The 3198-nt window shown below is 66.1% G+C and carries 3 protein-coding genes; all 3 read left to right on the forward strand.

Going from position 1 to position 3198, the window contains the following annotated elements; genetic code table 11:
• A partial coding sequence (locus tag IVB32_RS24245; protein WP_276576781.1) for a cyanophycin synthetase occupies positions 1-503 on the forward strand: 503 nt, incomplete at its 5' end.
• Positions 504-741: 238 nt separating this feature from the next.
• The gene (ftsW, locus tag IVB32_RS24250) at positions 742-1893 is read left to right on the forward strand and encodes a putative lipid II flippase FtsW (RefSeq protein ID WP_018454238.1); all 1152 of its coding nucleotides are present in this window, start codon (positions 742-744) and stop codon (positions 1891-1893) included.
• Between the two features lie 111 nt (positions 1894-2004).
• A complete protein-coding gene (murG, locus tag IVB32_RS24255; protein WP_085349085.1) occupies positions 2005-3105 on the forward strand; it encodes an undecaprenyldiphospho-muramoylpentapeptide beta-N-acetylglucosaminyltransferase in 1101 nt (366 codons plus the stop codon).
• The last annotated feature ends 93 nt before the right edge of the window (positions 3106-3198 follow it).

Below are 3198 nucleotides of genomic sequence, written 5' to 3' on the forward strand. Positions count from 1 at the left end.
CGCTCGCGATGGGCATCGGCCTCGACGTCTTGCAGAACGGCCTGCGCAGCTTCCCCGGCCTTGCGCATCGCATGGAGCAGGTCGGCCGCCGCGGCAACGTGCTGTTCGTCAACGATTCCAAGGGCACCAATGCCGACGCCACCGCGCATGCGCTGTCGTCCTTTTCGGACATCTTCTGGATCGCGGGCGGCAAGCCGAAGGCCGGCGGAATCACCGGCCTCACCGGCTACTTCCCGCGCATCCGAAAAGCCTATCTGATCGGCGAGGCCGCGCAGGAATTTTCGGGCACGCTCGGCACGAAGGTGCCGCACGAGATCAGCCAGACCCTCGACGTCGCCGTCGAGCAAGCCGCATGCGATGCGGAGGCGTCAGGCATCGCTGACGCGGTCGTCCTGCTGTCGCCCGCCTGCGCCTCCTTCGACCAGTATCGCAACTTCGAAATTCGCGGCACCAGGTTCCGCGAGCTGGTGCAGGCGCTGCCGGGCATGAAGCCGGTGGTGTAGGGACGCTGCTGGTTGTTGCTCCGCTGTCGTCGCCCGGCTTGACCGGGTGATCCAGTACGCCGCGGCTGTGGTTATGAACCCTCGACGTCTCTGGAATACTGGATGCCCCGCTTTCGCGGGGCATGACGGGCATTTGAGGTAAGCGCTCGCCTTCATCTCCAATCATCCCCGTTTCCTTAACCCCCCGGTAACCAACCTCGGCGACCAATGGACCGACCTCTGTCCGAAAGCGGCCGCCATGCTCTCCCGTGAAGAACGCACCCCCTTTTCCGAGTGGTGGTGGACCGTCGACAAGCCGCTGATGGGTGCCATCCTGGCGCTGATGCTGACCGGCGTGATCCTGTCGCTGGCGGCGAGCCCGCCGGTTGCGACCCGCATCGGGCTCGATCCCTTCCACTTCTTCAGCCGGCACGTGCTATTCCTGGTGCCGTCCTGCATCGTGCTGCTCGGGGTGTCCTTCCTGTCGCCGCGGGCGATCCGTCGCTCGGCGCTGATCATCTTTGCGGTCAGCATCGTCCTGATCGTGCTGACGCTCGCGATCGGCCCCGAAGTAAAGGGCTCGCGGCGCTGGATCACGCTACTCGGCCTCAATATCCAGGCCTCCGAGATCGCAAAACCGTCGTTCGTCGTCATGGCCGCCTGGCTGTTCGCGGAATCCACTAGGCGGCCAGAAATGCCGGCGACCTCGATGGCGCTGGTGCTGCTCTTGATGCTGGTCTCGCTGCTGGTGATGGAGCCCGACTTCGGCCAGACCATGCTGATCCTGATGGTGTGGGGCTCGCTGTTCTTCATCGCGGGCATGCGGATGATCTGGGTGTTCGGGCTCGCCGGCCTCGGCGCCGCCGGACTGTTCAGCGCCTATCTTTTTGTTCCCCACGTCGCCGGCCGCATCAAGCGCTTCATGAATCCGGCCTCGGGCGACACCTTCCAGGTCGATACCGCCATGGAGGCCTTCTACAATGGCGGCTGGTTCGGCCTCGGACCGGGCGAGGGCATCGCCAAGCGCAGCCTGCCCGACAGCCACACCGATTTCGTGTTCGCGGTTGCCGCCGAAGAGTTCGGCATCATCCTGTGCCTCGCGATGCTGGCACTGTTTGCTTTCGTCGTCATCCGGACGCTGTCGCGCGCCTATGCCAACGAGGACATGTTCTCGCGCTTCGCGGCCTCGGGCTTGGCGATCCTGTTCGGCGTGCAGGCCGCCATCAACATGTCGGTCAATCTCCAGCTCATCCCCGCCAAGGGCATGACGCTGCCCTTCATCTCCTATGGTGGCTCCTCGATCGTGTCGCTGGCCTATGGTGTCGGCATGATGCTCGCGCTGACGCGGCTGCGCCCGCGCACCGAAGTCGAGGCGAGCGGCCACGCCGAGGCGATGCGCAGCTACGCATAGTTTTTCGTCATTGCGAGCGAAGCGAAGCAATCCAGAATCTCTCCGCGGTGGCAGTCTGGATTGCTTCGCTGCGCTCGCAATGACGAAAGAGTCCTTGTAAAACTCGCCACCATGGACACCTCCCCCCTGATTCTTCTCGCCGCGGGCGGCACCGGCGGCCATCTGTTTCCGGCCGAGGCGCTCGGCGTCGAGCTGATCCGGCGCGGCTTCCGCGTCCGCCTCGTCACGGACGAGCGCGCGCTGCGCTACAGCGGACTGTTCACCAAGGACATGATCGACGTCGTCTCGAGCGAGACTGCGCGCGGACGCAATCCGCTGCAGCTCGCCTATGCCGGCCTGACGCTCGCGGCCGGCACGCTGTCCGCCTACAGCCTGATCAAGCGACTGAAGCCGGTCGCCGTCGTCGGCTTCGGCGGCTATCCGACGCTGCCGCCGCTGGTCGCCGCAAAATTCGCCGGCGTGCCCGGCATCATCCATGACGCCAATGCGGTGCTCGGCCGCGCCAACCGGTTCCTGTCGAGCCGCGTCCAAGCCATCGCGACGTCGTTGCCCGGCGTGCTCGATCGCGATCCGGCGCTATCAGGCAAGACCACGACGGTCGGCACGCCGATGCGTCCGGCGATCCTCGCCGCAGCTGGCGTGCCATATGCTGCGCCTGAAGTGAACGGTCCGCTGCGCCTGCTCGTCGTCGGCGGCAGCCAGGGCGCGCGCATCATGGCCGACATCGTGCCGGGCGCGATCGAGCGCCTCGAGCCTGCGCTGTGGAGCCGGCTCGTCCTCACCCAGCAGGTGCGCGACGAGGATATGGCGCGCGTGCGTGCGGTCTACGACAGACTGAAGATCAAGGCCGAGCTCGCGCCGTTTTTCACCGATCTTCCGGCACGGCTGGCCTCCAACCATCTGGTGGTGTCGCGCTCAGGCGCCGGCACCGTGGCGGAACTTGCCGCGATCGGGCGGCCCTCGATCCTGGTGCCGCTGCCGGGCGCGATCGACCAGGACCAGTTCGCCAATGCCGGCGTGCTGGCCAAGGTCGACGGTGCGATCCGCATTCCGCAGACCGAGTTTTCCTCCGATCGCCTCGCCGCCGAGATCTCCGCCTTCGCCGCCGAGCCCGCGCGTCTTGCCGCCATGGCGCAGGCCGCCCGCGGCGCCGGCCGGCTCGACGCAGCGGAGCGGCTGGCCGATCTGGTGGCCAAAATCGCGGGAATCTGACGCGAAATCGGCCGGAATTCCTACTTTTGCCGTCATGGCCGGGCTTGTCCCGGCCATCCACGTCTTGCAAGAAGTGGTAAGGATTCGTGGATG

The sequence above is a fragment of the Bradyrhizobium sp. 23 genome (assembly GCF_023073295.1).
In the GTDB taxonomy this organism is placed as follows: Bacteria; Pseudomonadota; Alphaproteobacteria; order Rhizobiales; family Xanthobacteraceae; genus Bradyrhizobium; species Bradyrhizobium canariense_D.

Coding starts and splice junctions, on each gene's coding strand:
- ftsW (WP_018454238.1), top strand. CDS start 742: ATGCTCTCCCGTGAAGAACGCACCCCCTTTTCCGAGTGGTGGTGGACC.
- murG (WP_085349085.1), top strand. CDS start 2,005: ATGGACACCTCCCCCCTGATTCTTCTCGCCGCGGGCGGCACCGGCGGC.